At 32.3% G+C, this 14,862-nt stretch carries 13 protein-coding genes, 2 tRNA genes and 1 pseudogene; 4 read left to right on the top strand and 12 right to left on the bottom strand.

Features of this window, described 5'->3' with window-relative positions; all coding sequences use genetic code 11:
• Positions 1-70: pseudogene (locus AC3WQX_RS10370) on the bottom strand (IS6 family transposase); the annotation flags it as partial.
• A 210-nt stretch (positions 71-280) separates the two neighbouring features.
• Here AC3WQX_RS10370 and AC3WQX_RS10365 point away from each other — a divergent pair.
• The 4 genes from AC3WQX_RS10365 to AC3WQX_RS10350 all read left to right on the top strand — a co-directional run bounded on the left by AC3WQX_RS10365 (position 281) and on the right by AC3WQX_RS10350 (position 3,931).
• The gene (locus AC3WQX_RS10365) at positions 281-1,471 is read left to right on the top strand and encodes a YbfB/YjiJ family MFS transporter (protein ID WP_000716034.1); all 1,191 of its coding nucleotides are present in this window, start codon (positions 281-283) and stop codon (positions 1,469-1,471) included.
• Complete coding sequence (locus tag AC3WQX_RS10360) at positions 1,458-2,324, top strand: LysR family transcriptional regulator (RefSeq protein WP_001052247.1); 867 nt, start codon at positions 1,458-1,460, stop codon at positions 2,322-2,324. Before AC3WQX_RS10365 ends, AC3WQX_RS10360 begins: the two co-directional genes overlap by 14 nt.
• A gap of 12 nt (positions 2,325-2,336) precedes the next feature.
• The gene (locus AC3WQX_RS10355) at positions 2,337-3,407 is read left to right on the top strand and encodes an NAD(P)H-dependent flavin oxidoreductase (RefSeq protein WP_002499602.1); all 1,071 of its coding nucleotides are present in this window, start codon (positions 2,337-2,339) and stop codon (positions 3,405-3,407) included.
• Positions 3,408-3,571: 164 nt separating this feature from the next.
• Positions 3,572-3,931 carry a magnetosome magnetite crystal formation protein family gene (locus AC3WQX_RS10350; protein WP_000432280.1) on the top strand — a complete coding sequence of 120 codons (360 nt, stop codon included), beginning with the start codon at positions 3,572-3,574 and terminating at the stop codon, positions 3,929-3,931.
• A 237-nt stretch (positions 3,932-4,168) separates the two neighbouring features.
• On the opposite strand, the gene AC3WQX_RS10345 is transcribed toward AC3WQX_RS10350, so the two are convergent.
• The 11 genes from AC3WQX_RS10345 to AC3WQX_RS10295 all read right to left on the bottom strand — a co-directional run bounded on the left by AC3WQX_RS10345 (position 4,169) and on the right by AC3WQX_RS10295 (position 14,676).
• Complete coding sequence (locus AC3WQX_RS10345) at positions 4,169-4,942, bottom strand: hypothetical protein (RefSeq protein WP_000998885.1); 774 nt, start codon at positions 4,940-4,942, stop codon at positions 4,169-4,171.
• Positions 4,943-5,627: 685 nt separating this feature from the next.
• Positions 5,628-6,461: a CPBP family intramembrane glutamic endopeptidase gene (locus AC3WQX_RS10340; protein ID WP_000694291.1), complete on the bottom strand. Its 834-nt coding sequence runs from the start codon at positions 6,459-6,461 to the stop codon at positions 5,628-5,630.
• A 36-nt stretch (positions 6,462-6,497) separates the two neighbouring features.
• On the bottom strand, positions 6,498-6,824 hold the full coding sequence (locus AC3WQX_RS10335; protein WP_000624048.1) for a helix-turn-helix domain-containing protein: 327 nt from the start codon (positions 6,822-6,824) through the stop codon (positions 6,498-6,500).
• A 223-nt stretch (positions 6,825-7,047) separates the two neighbouring features.
• A complete protein-coding gene (gene rlmH / locus AC3WQX_RS10330) occupies positions 7,048-7,527 on the bottom strand; it encodes a 23S rRNA (pseudouridine(1915)-N(3))-methyltransferase RlmH (protein WP_030065546.1) in 480 nt (159 codons plus the stop codon).
• A gap of 411 nt (positions 7,528-7,938) precedes the next feature.
• A complete protein-coding gene (locus tag AC3WQX_RS10325) occupies positions 7,939-8,721 on the bottom strand; it encodes an MBL fold metallo-hydrolase (RefSeq protein WP_030065548.1) in 783 nt (260 codons plus the stop codon).
• Between the two features lie 624 nt (positions 8,722-9,345).
• A complete protein-coding gene (locus AC3WQX_RS10320; RefSeq protein ID WP_030065550.1) occupies positions 9,346-10,134 on the bottom strand; it encodes a two-component system regulatory protein YycI in 789 nt (262 codons plus the stop codon).
• The gene (yycH, locus tag AC3WQX_RS10315) at positions 10,135-11,472 is read right to left on the bottom strand and encodes a two-component system activity regulator YycH (RefSeq protein ID WP_002434631.1); all 1,338 of its coding nucleotides are present in this window, start codon (positions 11,470-11,472) and stop codon (positions 10,135-10,137) included.
• Positions 11,465-13,297 carry a cell wall metabolism sensor histidine kinase WalK gene (walK, locus tag AC3WQX_RS10310; RefSeq protein ID WP_002434451.1) on the bottom strand — a complete coding sequence of 611 codons (1,833 nt, stop codon included), beginning with the start codon at positions 13,295-13,297 and terminating at the stop codon, positions 11,465-11,467. The genes yycH and walK overlap by 8 nt, the downstream gene beginning before the upstream one ends.
• Before the next feature lie 12 nt (positions 13,298-13,309).
• Positions 13,310-14,011: a response regulator YycF gene (gene yycF, locus AC3WQX_RS10305; protein ID WP_002434481.1), complete on the bottom strand. Its 702-nt coding sequence runs from the start codon at positions 14,009-14,011 to the stop codon at positions 13,310-13,312.
• 512 nt (positions 14,012-14,523) lie between these two features.
• Positions 14,524-14,596, bottom strand: a tRNA-Asp gene (locus AC3WQX_RS10300).
• Between the two features lie 5 nt (positions 14,597-14,601).
• Positions 14,602-14,676 (bottom strand) — tRNA-Glu (locus AC3WQX_RS10295).
• Positions 14,677-14,862 lie beyond the last annotated feature (186 nt).

Genomic DNA, 14,862 nt, shown 5'->3' with positions numbered 1-14,862 from the left:
ATCTTAGATAGTAGCCAACGGCTACAGTGATAACATCCTTGTTAAATTGTTTATATCTGAAATAGTTCATACAGAAGGCTCCTTTTTGTTAAAATTATACTATAAATTCAACTTTGCAACAGAACCACTTAAAGACATGTTTGTCATACATATTTGTAAAAATCAAAAAATCATGGTTATATACATCATTATTTTTGATAATAATTATCTTAAATAATCATTTTTATTAATATAACAAATTGACTATACTAAAATTAAGTTGAAATGAAAGGATAATTATATGAAAAAACATGCATATAAACAACTTTTATTAGGTATGATAGCAATGTTAATCGTTATGTCTATCAGTAGGTTTGCTTATACACCTATATTACCATTTATGCAACAAGATACATCTATGGACAATCAAGAAGCGGGGTTTTTAGCTACATGGAATTATTTAGGGTATTTAGTTGGCGCTGTTATTCCAATATTTTATATTTATAAAACTAAAGTAATAGATTTGAAAATTTACCTTGCTTTAAATATTATTTCTACTATCTTAATGGGATTTACAGAACAATATTTAATTTGGTCAATTTTTCGATTGATTTCCGGGATAACAAGCGGGACGGTATTTGTATTAACTTCAAACATAGTACTAGATTCATTAAAGAAAATACAAAGAGAGGGGATATCAGGTGTATTATATAGTGCTGTTGGATTAGGTATTTTTTTAAGTAGTATTTATCTTTATTTTTTTGCCAGTGTGGATTCATGGAAAATGGTTTGGTTTGTTTTAGGAATAGTTTCACTGGTTTTGGGCTTAATTGTATTGGTTTTTATGAAAGAAAATACAAATACAATAATAAATTTTAAAGAAGAAAAAATGAAAATTAATAATAGACTAAACAAAAAGTTTGTTATCTTTTTTTCTATTGCTTACTTCTTTGAAGGGGCAGGTTATATTATTACTGGTACTTTTCTAGTTGCTATAGTTAAATCAATTCCTTCTGTTGCTGAATATGCGACTTTAAGCTGGATGTTTGTTGGATTAGGTGCAATTCCTTCTACATTAATTTGGTCACTTATAGCTGAAAAAATCAGTTATAAAAAAGCCATTTATGGTGCATTTATTTTACAAATTATAAGCGTTTGTCTACCTGTTTTTACTCATGAAATTTTTAGTTTAGTTATTAGTTCAGTTCTATTTGGAGGGACTTTTTTAGGTTTAACTACATTATTTATTTCTAAAGGGCAAAGTTTAATGTACAAAACAGATGACCCCTTAAATTTAGTCTCATTACTGACTGTAATATACAGTTTAGGACAAATGTTAGCTCCTATGTTTGCGGGAATCTTAATTGGTAAATCGAATAATTATAACATTGCTTTAATATTTGCAACTGTTTTATTAATACTGGGTCTTATTTCTACAATATTTAGCTATAAACAAAACGAAAGTATTGGTGAAAAATATGAACTTAAATGACTTAGAAGCTTTTTATAAAGTCTGCGAAAATCGTAGCTTTACTAAAGCAGCGCAAGAACTGAATTATGTTCAATCAAATGTAACAGCTAAAATTCAAAGATTAGAGTCTTATTATCAAGTGAAATTACTATATAGAGATAAAAAAGGAATTAAACCGACACCAGAAGGTATTGAATTACTAAAATATATTAAGAGAATATTCACAATTTTACATGAAGCAGAACATAATGTAAGCAACAATAAAAAATTAAATATTAACATAGGGACAATTGAAACAATAGCTGCAGTTCATTTACCTAAATTATTGAATGAATATAAGAGGAAAAATCCAAAAATTCAAATTAATTTAAAAACAGATAATAGTATTAAATTAATTGAACATGTAAAGAATAGAGAAATGGATTGTGCTTTTATATCTGGGAATATTAACGATAAAGATCTTATTTGCACAAATATCTTTAATGAAAAATTAGTGATTTTATCTCAAAAGAGCAACTTTAAACAGAATATAAACGAAAATAAGTCTATTATAATGTTTGGCGAAGGTTGTTTTTATAGAAAAATTTTTGAAGATTGGCTTAATTATCATGATATTAATATAGAAAATAAAATGACATTAAATACTTTAGATGGCATTTTGGGGTGTGTTGAAGCTGGATTAGGTATAGCATTTTTACCTATGTCAGTATTAAATAAAGGAAATAGCGATGGTATAGAAATAACCAAAGTAGAGGAGTCATTTCAAACAATATCACTAAATATCATTTATCGACAAGATAATAAAAATAATAATGTGATAAATCAATTGAAACAAGTTGCTTTTGAGAAAATGAAATCAAATATAATAAAATAGAAGGTGTTAATTATGAATTTAACTACTCAAATCACAAAAATGTTAGGTATTAAATATCCTATTATACAAGCTGGAATGGCAGGAAGTACTACGCCAGAACTAGTTTCTACTGTTAGTAAACAAGGAGGCTTAGGTATGATAGGAGCAGGTTATTTTGATTCACATCAACTTTCGAAAGAGATTTTAGAAGTTCAAAAACTGACACAAGCTCCTTTTGCAGTAAATCTATTTACACCCAATGATATTAAGTACGATAAAAAACAAATTGAGCAGATGAATACAAAACTCAAACCATATAGAGAAGCGCTTGGATTATCTACTCCCAAAAATAGTACGGCTAAAGAAAAAGAAAAGTTTGAAGATGCAATAGAAGTTATTGAATCATTAAAAGTACCTATCATTGCTTTTACTTTTGGTATTCCAAATCAAAATATTATTAAACGACTTCATAATGCAGGAAAAATTTTAATTGGAACTGCAACATCAGTCGAAGAAGCAGTTGAAAATGAAAATGCTGGTATGGATATAGTTGTAGCCCAGGGCTATGAAGCAGGTGGCCACAGAGGATCATTTACAACAATCAATGGTGAATTTCCATTGGTCGGTACTTTATCTTTAGTACCACAAATTGTTGATAATGTGTCTATACCAGTTATTGCAGCTGGTGGTATTATGGATGGAAGAGGTTTAGTAGCTAGTTTAGCTTTGGGGGCTGGAGCAGCGCAATTAGGTACTGCTTATTTAACAACGAATGAAAGTGGCGCTGATGACAAAATCAAAAATGAAATTATTGAAAGCTCTGAAACAGATACAATACTGACAAATGTATTTAGTGGCAAATTGGCTCGCGGAATTATGAATGAATTTGTACACAATATGAATTTATATTCAAAACAGGTGCCTCCTTATCCTTTACAAAATCAATTAACAACGCAAATACGAAAATCTGCTTTGGAGAAAGGATATACTGAGTGGACCCATATTTGGAGTGGACAAAGTACTAGATTAGCTGACACAGTCGATGCAGCTCAATTAACAAAAAATATTATTAATGATGCAGTCAAAATTATCAATAATAAGTGATAAAGCTTTTGAGGCTGGTTATCTTTTTCTTCTACCATGTGCCAAAGTAAGATTTGAAGGTCTAGTGGAATACTTTCATTATTGTAAGTTTCTCTTATAACTGTTGTAATAGCTCGCTATTAATGTTTTTATAATAATAAAGAAAAGTAAAGAAGGTGAAAAAAGTGGAAAATACAAATAGTAATATGCATAAAAATGACAATAGTTACGTTTTATCAGCATTGAGTTATTTAAGTATCTTTTTCGCACCTGTCATTTTACCTTTATTTGTATGGATACTTGCTGATGAGCCAACATCAGGACATGGTAAAAAAGCATTAGGGAATCATATTATGACATGGATTAGTTTTTGTGTAGGCAGAGGAATTTTTATTTTTTCAAAAGGAGTCTTTGATAAACCGTTTGATCATCAATTATTAATATTTGTTATTGCTTTAATCATTGCTATTGTATTCTTTTTAATTGCTTTAATATTATATATTCTCAACATTATCAGAGGAATTAAAATTTTATTAAAAAAATAAGTGACTTATATATCAACTTATTAAGGGAGTTCTATACTCCCTTTTTTAATGCAATTGTTTTTATAAACAATGACTTTATTTATAGTCTAAGATGCTTACTTCGATGTTTCTAATGACATCTCGCGAAGCATCAAAACTGTTATTAATATAACCATTTTTATTAATCGATAAAGAAATCGATTGGCCTGCATAAAAATTTAATTTCTAGTTAAACTTAGAATAATAATTTATAAATCATCAATGATTTGAAGTAAGATTGTCAAAATGATAAATTATTTCCTCAAAATTTTTACTTTTATTAATAACTTTATACTCATTTGAATTAGTGAAATCTTCACTTTTTTTAATAATAATAAAATTATCTATTTTTCTATATTTAGGTTTTACCATACGATATTCATCATTTTTATTTAATGTTATGTAAAAATCAGTTAAATCATTTTCATTAATAAGTCTTAGCGAATCATCTGCCATAATTTTTATTATAAAAATTGATTTTAATATATGCACTATAAAGATACAGATATTTAAAAACAAGAGACACTTATACAAATGTTTTGAATCATTGTTTAAATACAGTAATTTATCATTATGAAATATTAAGTTTACAATAAAGTAAGTTATCCAGTACTTTGTGATAATTAATATCATAAAGTTTATCAATCTTTTAATAGCACTTACATAGTTTATAGAACTTTCACTACCATCTACATAAGTTGTAGGCGATGGAACAAAACGATTCATATTAAACACATCAAAGAATAAATAAACTATCAAAATGATAATTATAATTAATATAAATATCAATACAATGTGATCATACACTAATGAAAAAGCATATAAAACCTTATCAACAAGCTCTTTATCTAAGTTATTCACCAATTTATAAATAGGAATTTCCAGAAAATATACAACTAATGCTAATCCAAAAACCACATAATGAAATGGTATTAACCACCTGTTTTCAATATCTTTTTTCAATTTTTCATAAATTTTTAACAAATCATTCATTATTCACATAACCTCTCTATTATTAATAAGTTTTAATCTTTTCTTAATTGTAAGTTATTATGCCTGTTAAAAATTTACTAATTATTAAATCCACTAAAATATTACACATCTATCAAGAAAGAACGGAATAATACATGGGACTCTAAAACCTTAAATTTTTTCTTCTTATATTTTCTCAATTAGATTATAGGGAGTTCATTTCTCCGATAACTGTATAGTTAAAATTAATTTTATGAAGCAAAGTATCCATATCTAAGTCTATCCATGTTTTATCATCTACTAATGTATCAGAATAATTCTTACGTCGAAGATTAAACTAATAATCAAATCTCGAATTTGAACGTATAAATTCTTCTAAAGTCTTTTTACTTTTCCAAAGTTGTTTAATATTTGAAATTAATTTTTTTCTTTTTAGTATAGTAGTAGTACTATTAACGATTATTCCTATGACTAAGCATGCATAGGTTTGATAGATATTCATAATAAGCTCCTAATTTAACTTTTTTATTGAACTAGTTTTCATGTAAGTTAAAAACTAATTTGTATATTAAATGCTAACATATTCTACCATCTGTTTTTTTATTTCTTTAGTGGGATACTTTTGCATATCAGTTAATAATACACTTTTTATTACTCTTTAAATTGTATCCGACTAGTCGTCAGGATTAACCACACTATTCTATAATTACTTTAGTAAAAAGTTAAAGTGTCTTTTAGTAACAATCATAACTATAATAACTGCAATATAACTACATATTGAAAGTAATGATGTATCCATACCATAATCCCCACCTGTAATCAGTACATTTTTTGTTTCTAATATGTACTGATATACTCCCCAATGATCATCTTGAGTTGTGATATTTAATAAACCATTTATATTCCAAAGCATATGTAATATAGCAGAGGCCCATATACTATTAAACGTCCATGCAGTCACTGCATACATTATTCCAGCAATTGAGCCACCTATAAGTAGTAATAATAAATTTTCTCCCTTTAACTCTCCATTAAATAGATGAACAAGAGAAAATAAAATCGAGGGTATTATAATTCCAAATAAAATTCCATATTGTTTTTCAAAGTATCTCATTAGTATTCCTCGAAATACCATCTCTTCAAATATAGGCGCAGCAATACCAGTAATTAAAAATGCGCTAAAGAACATCTCCATAAATCCAACGCTTGTTGAATAATGAGGTATTATCAATTTACCAGGAATAAATAATAGATATATTAAATCAATTACTAATATCAAAATTAATCCTATAAGAAAACAAGACTTGAAAAATTTCACCGGTATTATTCTATAATCTTTCATATTGCTTTTAAGCACAATTTCAATGAACCATTTTACTGAAAAGTATGAAAGTACTATATAAGTTAATGCATGTAAAATATATTCAACACTCCAAATGCTCACAATATGCCATAGCATTGAAATATTTTGCACAATAACAGACAATACAAAACATAATAAAATAATTAATAATGTCTTTAATAATTTTTTGATTTTCATAATAAAACCTCCCAAAATATTTGAGAGATACTTACATTAGTTTGAAAAAATTTGTCCTATTGTTCCACAAATTATGATTACTATAATAATAATTACCCACCATTTTTCAGACATAAATGCCCAAAAATTCATTTCATAATAGCTTTTATTATCTTTTTTAATAATATTGTCACTTCCTGTAATGAGATAGTCTGTACTAACAGAAAATAATTGTGACAATTGCATAAGCATAATTAAGTCTGGTTCTGAAATACCTTGTTCCCATTTAGAAATTGTTTGTCTTGAAGTATTTAATTTTTCAGCTAGCTCTTCTTGAGTATAATTATGTTGCTTTCGTAAATCCTTTATTTGTTTACTAATCATAATGTAAGTTATCTCCTAGCTTCATTTTAAAGGGATTAATGCTATCAATCTGTCCTCAAATTGTAGCATTCTTGAACTATATTGTTGCAATTTGATTGTAATTATTTACATTTTAGTTTACAAAGCTATAGTTCAGCATTATCGTAAGTTAACTACATTTTATTGGAGATACTATATACTTAACCAATTTCAAAATAAGTTATATACAACTTATTTTTTAGTTTTATTTGTGATACGCTTCACCACGCATAATTTTGAAGGCGCGGTAGATTTGCTCGATTAAGACTACTCGCATCATTTGGTGTGGGAAGGTCATTTTGCTGAAGGAGAGTGCGTAGTTGCTGCGGTTTAAGACATCTTGGTGTAGGCCATTTGATCCACCTATGACGTAAACAAAATCGCTTTGTCCTTGGGTCATACGTGTTTGTAATTCTTTGGCTAATCCTTCTGATGACAACATTTTACCTTGTATTTCTAATGTGATGACTGTGGATTGTGGTTTGATTTTGGCGAGTAGTCGTTGGCCTTCTTTTTCTTTTACTTGTTCTATTTCTTTGTCGCTCATATTTTCTGGGGCTTTCTCATCTGGAACTTCTATAATTTCAACTTTGGTATAAGGTCCTAGTCGTTTCTCATATTCTGCTATTGCTTGTTTCCAATATTTTTCTTTTAGTTTTCCTACTGACAGGATTGTAATTTTCATTTTATCCTCCATGTAAATATGTATGATTTATCCAACTTATCCACAAATTATTCACTTGTGCACACTATTCCCTCTTATTATAACAATAATATTTATACTTTCTTAATTATTTTTGAGATTTATACACATTTCCTGTGTAATAACCTGTTATTTTGTGGATAACTCTGTGTATAATGTGGGTATTTTTGTGTGTATTGTACACAATACTGGATAACTATGGACATTTTAGTGGATAACTTTGAGGGTGTCTAAACTCAATAATTACATTTATAGCATATATATAACCTACTTTTAAGACTAACTTACGTATTATTTTCCTCATTTTTCATTACTTTTCCACAGAATATTTTCAAAAAAAGAACCTACTTAAGAAAGATACTTAAGTAGGTCAGGTGTCTTACTGTTATTCAATTATAAAGTATAAATTGGTGTAGCTTGAGCTTTATCCGTATCGCAGAGAAGTACTTCTTTCTCAGTATCAATATCATGTTCATTTAACACTTGGCCGACACTCATACGAGCAAGATCCTTCATGTTGTTGTCTTGAGATAAGTGAGATAGGTAAATACGCTTCGTGTTACCTGTGATGACGTCTGTCATAGCGAGACCAGCATCTTCGTTAGACACATGTCCCATATCACTTAAAATTCGTTGTTTCGTCTTCCAAGGATAGCGACACATGCGTAACATATCAACATCGTGATTACTCTCGAACATGAATGCATCGCTACCACGAATCATGCCTTTCATACGGTCTGACACATAGCCTGTGTCCGTCAGTATCGTGAATTTCTTATAGTTATTGTTGAAAATATAGAATTGTGGGTCAATCGCGTCATGTGAGACGTTGAATGACTCGATATCGAATCCTGCGATAGATTTCGTTTCATATGGATTGAAGATGAATTTCTGATCCATTGGGATTCGGCTATCTTTCTTTTCAATGGCTTTCCATGTATTCTCATTTGCATAAATTGGAAGGTTATATTTACGTGCGAGAACTCCAAGTCCTTTGATGTGGTCGATATGTTCATGTGTGACTAGAATGCCGTTTAGATCCTTGATATTTCGATCAATCTGGCTAAATAGCTCTTCCATTTTCTTGCCGGTTAGACCTACGTCTACAAGTAGGCTACCTTTCTCACTTTCTACGTAAGTGGCGTTACCTGTACTACCACTTGCTAATACACTCATACGTATCAAGCGACTTCATCCTTTCTAATATGTACAATCTGTATTTGTTTGAGAATTGTTTGTGCGGTACGGGTGAGACGTGCATTTGGTTCTAGTAGTTCTTAAGTTTTATTTTACTTTTTTGCACGTTAATGTGAGTTATAAATGAGGTTTCGAGGTGTGTTGATTCTAAATATGAATTCTCGAAACGAAACGTTCTCTAAAATTCCTTTATATTATACTATACCAATTTTAAGAGGTGTGTGCCAATTGTCAGTTTATGAATAATTAGTGTCGTGGAATATCATTTTTTGACCGCTTCGTTATAGCATAAAGAAACGACCACTCTGTTTCGGGGAGTGGTCGTTTATGATGAACGTTATTGTACTGAGTGTTGCAGGAATGATAGACGGGCTTCAGTGAGCAGGTTTTTCGGCAGAAACTCTCAAACTCTCGTCAAAACTAAAGAACAGTTTTGCTCGCTTTTCGGTTCTGCTCAAAACCTAAACGCTCACTTTCGCACCTTAATTGACGGGCTTCGAAAAGCAGGTCGTTCGACAATAATACGCATCGCGCTAAAATTTGAGGAACAATTTTCGCTTGATGCTAGTTATTGCTCGCGACCTAAGCGCTTTTCTTAGCACCTTAATTTATAACTTTTGGGTTTTTGGTGGTGGCTTCGACGTAATAGGTTTCTATGTTGTCTTTACCGTGGTGTTTAACTTTAATTTCCCAGTTGGGTTGTAGTAATTGTACGTTGGTTTCTTTGACGACTGAGTAATAGCCTAGGCGTGCGTCGATGACTTGGTCGTTTCGTTTTAGATATCTGTTGAAGTAAAGTGCTTCGACGGCTTTACGTGGGCTAATGACTTGTTTCTTAGTACTATTTGACCCTTCTGCGATATGGATATTATTCATCGCTGTTTGTTTGTAGCTTGTTGCTTTTCCATCATTTAAATTAAAGGTTAAACGGGCTTTATTGTTATTCATAATAGGATAACCTTCAAAGGTTTGTTCGTAAGTGATTTTATCTGAACTTAGATCACTCAATTGATATTGTTTACCGTTATAAATACTATCTGCAATAAAATCTTTAATGTCTTTTAGGTTCTTATCGCTTACTTTCACAGTTTTGTCTATATCGCCTTCTAATGTCTTGTTTTTGTCTGATGTATCTAAGCTTGAATGTTCTTTAGCGTAGCTCGAGAAGTCTTTAGAGCGTGCTGTGATTTGTGCGAGTTTCGTATCTTTAACTTTCTTATTAAGTACGTCTGTAGGGACTTTAATTTCTTCTTGTTGAAAATTAACGTTGTTCCCACTTTCTGCGTCATTAATCTGTGCTTTATTGACTTTATCGATGTATATCATGACGAGTAAGATGTTGACGAGAATAAATACGAAAATGAATAGCGTCTTTGTGCGTTTCCAATTCATTTATTCAAGCCTCCCATCTTTATAGGCGTACCAATTGCCATCGTATTCTACGTACCATTGTGGTGTGAATTCACTATTGCGTTGAACTTCTATATCATCTTTATCTGGTTTGTCATCCATATCATAGCCGACTGCAATGTTGGTTACCTTTTCAAAGTCAATATTATTATTATTGGCAAGTGCTGAACGAACGGATTCGGCTGTAGGTAAGGTCTTAGGTTCTTCACTGTTCAGTTGAACGCTGCTCTTAAGTAATGAGCGTTGGTAATCGAAGACGCCTTTTTTACCCCATGTGACTTGAATTTCATTTAAATTCTGGTTGTTGAATGTAGGGTAACCATTCAAGAAGCGTTGGTAAGTCAGTTTACCTGTCTTATTATCTGTACTGAATAAACGATAATCTTCGTTAAGGAATCCACCATGGCCGTTGATAAATTCAAAGGTACCTGGAATTGTTTCTTCCATATTGCTTGAGCTTTTCGCGTCTTCAGATAGGTTTTTATAATGATACATTTCACTGTTATCGTCATAGTTCGCGACGCCTGTGTTGTTGTTATATGTTGTCGCACCACTTTGAGAGCTTCGTACGATAGTTGAATCTTCAAAGAGAATGGAATTCATTCGTTCGACGTTCATTGTTGAGAAGACCATACGATATGATTTTAAGTCTTTAGGTTTACTTGGCGCGAAGACGTGTGTTGCTTTATCGATAGTGTCTTTATTAGTGATGATTTCAGTATATGGTTGCATATCTGACTTAATACTGTCTAAGGCGCTATCTATATTTTTACCTTGTGCTGATGTTTTTAATTTCACGACTTCGTGACGGTCTTTACTTATCGCATAAAGCACCACGTGATTGTCATTATCTTGGTCTATAAGTAATCGATTGAAGTTAAAGTGGTTGGGTACGTTCGCATCGATGTTCAATACCTGACTTAAGTATGTCGTTAAAGGTAAATCGTATGTGAAATCTAGCACGGTAAAGTCATTACTTAGTTCTGGTATAACAAGGTTATGATCTCTGCGCATATGTGACACAGATTTAACTTCTTGATTCTTCAATGGCTTCGTAATGCTATCAAGTGCATCACCTGTTGAGACCGTTCCTTGTGGTTTATCATCCTTTGAATGAATGATCTGAAATGGTGTAACCGTGCCTTCCATGCTTGCTGTCATAGGTTTACTTAGTGGTTTCGGCTCGTTCTTTTTACTGCTATCTGAGTTAGTAACATTATTGAGGTCTGGTGTATAGTTCCAGACCAAGTATGTCAAAACGATACTGATGAGTACGAGAAGACCTAGGATAATTGATTTAATATGTTCTTTACTATTCATCCCAATCACCGTCTTCAATGATTTCACAAGGAAGTGTGATGAAGATAGACGTACCTTGACCTTCTACGCTGTTTGCCCAGATGCGTCCATTGTGCGCTTCTACAATTTCTTTGGAAATTGCGAGACCGAGTCCTGTACCACCCATCTTACGTGTACGTGCTTTATCAACACGGTAGAATCTATCGAATATTTTATCTACTTTATTGATTGGAATTCCAATACCATTATCTTTTATACGAATGGTCATTCTATTGTAAAGTGCATTTTGTTTCACATGAAACTCAACTCGTTTATCACCACGTGAATATTTCATTGCGTTAGTGATAACGTTGTCGAATACTTGTGTCATCTTATCTGGATCGATTTCTGTGAATATTGTTTGTTGTGGGATTTCTCTTACGAATGTTGTATCTTTCGCTGCCATTTCATGTCGATTAATAATTTTATTAATGTACATGTTGAAGTCAACGATTTCTTTAGTAATTTGGTCTGACTCGTTGTCCATTTTGGATAATTGGAGTAAGTCGTTAACGAGTCGTATCATACGTTCTGTTTCTTCACGTGTAACGGATAAGAATTGTGGTGCAAGGCTTTCATCTTGCCAAGCGCCTTCTTCGAGTGCTTCGATATAGCTGTTCATTGATGTGAGTGGCGTACGTAGTTCGTGTGAAACGTTTGCTACGAATTCGCGACGTTCACGTTCAACTTGTTGTTGTTCTGTTACATCATGTAACACGGCAATGTAACCTGTGACGAATCCTGTTTCTTGCACGATGGTACTAAAGTTGACACGTGCAATAATGCCCTCTTCTTCGTTAATATCTAATAAGAAGGAATCATTATTTTCTTGAATTTCGTCTAGTGAGAATTCATTTTCAAGGTTAAGAAGACCGAGCATGTAATAGCCGATAACGTCTTCTTTCGCGAGACCGAGCATCTTAAGCGCCATATCATTCGCAATACGCACGCGTCCACGGCGATCTGTCGCGAGGATACCATCACTCATATGTGTGATAACTGAATCTAGACGGCGTTTCTCACTTTCGGTGTTAGCCTGCGCCTCTTGCACACGTTTAGATAGGTTGTTGAAAGCAAGTGCGAGCTCACCGATTTCGTCGTTACCATAAATCTTCACACGTTGAGTATAGTTACCCTTAGACATCTCAACAGTCTGGTTACGCATATCGGTAATTGGTTTGGTAATCGTTCGGGCGATAAAGAAACCGAGGATTACTGTGATGAATAATGATATAGCTGTACCGACGATAAAGATTTGGTTAATGTTATTGAGTTGGTTATATACGTCGTTGATTTTCGATTCTATGTAAATATCACCGATAGTTTGTTTGTCGACTTTAACTGGTATGTTATAAACCCAGACACGTTCCTTACCACTACCATAGTCTTTAAGGACCATGTGGTTGTTGGTTTCACCGAGAGAAAGTGCCTTTTGGACGGAACCGTCATTCGCTTTTTGATTAATTAGACTACGGTTAGACTGCTTTGTCGTAGCCATAATAATTTGGTCTTTATCAACGAAGCGAATTTCTCCGATTTCTTGACGGTTGGCATATTCACTCAAAAGGTTTTGGATATCCTTTTGAGCGTTTACCGTACCTTTGTCATTATCGTTATAAACTTTTTCTATATTAACATCTAACTGCTTCGCATATTGCGTTATGTTCTTTTTAAAATTATCTAGTAATTCTTTTTCTAAACTATTAGTAAAATACAAACCGATGATTTGCATACCAATAATAATCAGTAATACATAAACAATAACGAGTTTAGTGTGAAGGGATTGTAATTGTTTAAGCCACTTCATAGGATGTTGCCTCTAATCATGTTGTTGGAGGAAGTATCCAACGCCTCTACGTGTCACAATGTATTCTGGGTGCGATGGATCGTCTTCAATTTTTTCGCGTAAACGACGAATCGTTACGTCAACTGTACGTACGTCACCGAAATAATCATAACCCCACACTGTTTGTAATAAATGTTCACGTGTCATTACTTGACCCATATGTTTAGAAAGGTAGTGGAATAATTCAAATTCACGATGTGTTAATTCGATATCTTCACCACGTTTTTTAATTGAGTAAGCGTCTGGGTAGATGACGATATCTTTGATTGTTATTTCATTTGTAGCGCCACTCACTTCTTGAGCTGGTTGTGAATAATGGCGACGTAAGTTTGCTTTCACACGTGCGATAAGTTCACGCGTGCTGAAAGGTTTTGTTACATAGTCGTCTGCACCAAGTTCAAGTCCTAATACTTTATCAATTTCTGAGTCTTTCGCTGTTAACATGATGATTGGCATTTCGAATTTTTTACGTACTTCGCGACATACTTCCATGCCATCTCTGCCTGGTAACATGATGTCTAAGAGTACGATATCTGGTTCTTCTTCATAGATTAAATCTACTGCATCGTTACCATCGTAAGCGCAGAATACTTCGTATCCCTCTTTCTTCAAATTAAATTCTAAAATATCAGCAATTGGTTTTTCATCGTCGACAACAACAACTTTTCTAGCCATATATTTTAACCTCTTTTCTCAAAGTGTAATTCTTCCGTTCGTTTAATTATGTGAAGGCTATATTTTTCTCTATTATACCTTGTGAAAGGTGATGTATGTAATATATATAGCGCATAGTTACCTAATATATAATTTACCATTTATGAACGGGTAATTCTATTTTTGTATTAAAAATTATAGAATAATATTATTTATAATTTTACCATTGAAATACTGTATTACAAAATATGTTGAACAGTTGCAAATAGCTCAAATTATCTATATATCAGTGTTTTCATTATTTTGTAATATAAATATTTGGTGTAAAACGTATGCTTATGCGATTCTCCCTTTTGAAAATGTAAACAAATAGCGTAAATGTTAAGTTTTTATTGCAACGTCATGGATATTGTAAAGTGAGCGTTATGTCTGGGTGAGGATAGAGTTATTACTTTATATGAGTGGATGGATTGTAACAGGAATAAAACGGATATGAAGGTATAAAAAATGCCTACCCTATTGGGTAGGCAATACGGTCCCGACGGGAATCGAACCCGCGATCTCCTGCGTGACAGGCAGGCGTGTTAACCGCTACACTACGGGACCTATCATGGTGACTCCTACGGGACTCGAACCCGTGTTACCGCCGTGAAAGGGCGGTGTCTTAACCGCTTGACCAAGGAGCCGTTCTTAAGCACAAAATAGATTATAGCATAGCTCATCTTTTCATGACAAGCTATTTTTTACATAAATTTAACAATATTTTTTAAGGGTTAATAAATGAGAAATATTGCTATAAAAGTGTTGATGGCGCCGTTTAAAACGGGATTGCATATCGCGTATTCAACTACTTTCTTCTATATAAATAAAGT

It is taken from the genome of Staphylococcus sp. FW104-15G4D, from assembly GCF_058790135.1.
Note: the sequence above shows the minus strand (reverse complement) of the source record. Positions and strands in the feature narration are given on the sequence as shown.

Bases quoted from the DNA above. Each gene is read 5' to 3' on its own strand.
- walK (WP_002434451.1), bottom strand. From the start codon at position 13,297: ATGAAGTGGCTTAAACAATTACAATCCCTTCACACTAAACTCGTTATT.
- yycH (WP_002434631.1), bottom strand. From the start codon at position 11,472: ATGAATAGTAAAGAACATATTAAATCAATTATCCTAGGTCTTCTCGTA.
- AC3WQX_RS10365 (WP_000716034.1), top strand. From the start codon at position 281: ATGAAAAAACATGCATATAAACAACTTTTATTAGGTATGATAGCAATG.
- AC3WQX_RS10360 (WP_001052247.1), top strand. From the start codon at position 1,458: ATGAACTTAAATGACTTAGAAGCTTTTTATAAAGTCTGCGAAAATCGT.
- AC3WQX_RS10320 (WP_030065550.1), bottom strand. From the start codon at position 10,134: ATGAATTGGAAACGCACAAAGACGCTATTCATTTTCGTATTTATTCTC.
- rlmH (WP_030065546.1), bottom strand. From the start codon at position 7,527: ATGAAAATTACAATCCTGTCAGTAGGAAAACTAAAAGAAAAATATTGG.
- AC3WQX_RS10335 (WP_000624048.1), bottom strand. From the start codon at position 6,824: ATGATTAGTAAACAAATAAAGGATTTACGAAAGCAACATAATTATACT.
- AC3WQX_RS10355 (WP_002499602.1), top strand. From the start codon at position 2,337: ATGAATTTAACTACTCAAATCACAAAAATGTTAGGTATTAAATATCCT.
- AC3WQX_RS10325 (WP_030065548.1), bottom strand. From the start codon at position 8,721: ATGAGTGTATTAGCAAGTGGTAGTACAGGTAACGCCACTTACGTAGAA.
- AC3WQX_RS10345 (WP_000998885.1), bottom strand. From the start codon at position 4,942: ATGAATGATTTGTTAAAAATTTATGAAAAATTGAAAAAAGATATTGAA.
- AC3WQX_RS10340 (WP_000694291.1), bottom strand. From the start codon at position 6,461: ATGAAAATCAAAAAATTATTAAAGACATTATTAATTATTTTATTATGT.
- yycF (WP_002434481.1), bottom strand. From the start codon at position 14,011: ATGGCTAGAAAAGTTGTTGTTGTCGACGATGAAAAACCAATTGCTGAT.